The sequence below is a fragment of the Pseudoalteromonas sp. SK18 genome, from assembly GCF_001974855.1.
In the GTDB taxonomy this organism is placed as follows: Bacteria; Pseudomonadota; Gammaproteobacteria; order Enterobacterales; family Alteromonadaceae; genus Pseudoalteromonas.
Genome location: NZ_MTQB01000084.1, coordinates 1 through 255, shown reverse-complemented (window position 1 = coordinate 255; position 255 = coordinate 1). Strand labels below are relative to the sequence as shown.

At 46.7% G+C, this 255-nt stretch carries 1 rRNA gene; it reads right to left on the bottom strand.

What is annotated here, in order from left to right:
- Positions 1-203: ribosomal RNA gene (locus BW139_RS18230) — 16S ribosomal RNA — on the bottom strand; the annotation flags it as partial.
- Between the last annotated feature and the right edge of the window lie 52 nt (positions 204-255).

The window sequence follows — 255 nt, the reverse complement described above, 5'->3', positions numbered from 1 at the left end:
GCCCCCTTTGGTCCGTAGACATTATGCGGTATTAGCAGTCGTTTCCAACTGTTGTCCCCCACCTCAAGGCATGTTCCCAAGCATTACTCACCCGTCCGCCGCTCGTCAGCAAAGTAGCAAGCTACTTCCTGTTACCGCTCGACTTGCATGTGTTAGGCCTGCCGCCAGCGTTCAATCTGAGCCATGATCAAACTCTTCAATTAAAAAGTTTTATGTCTTTCGACAGCTCAATGAATTCTGAATTTATTTAATATC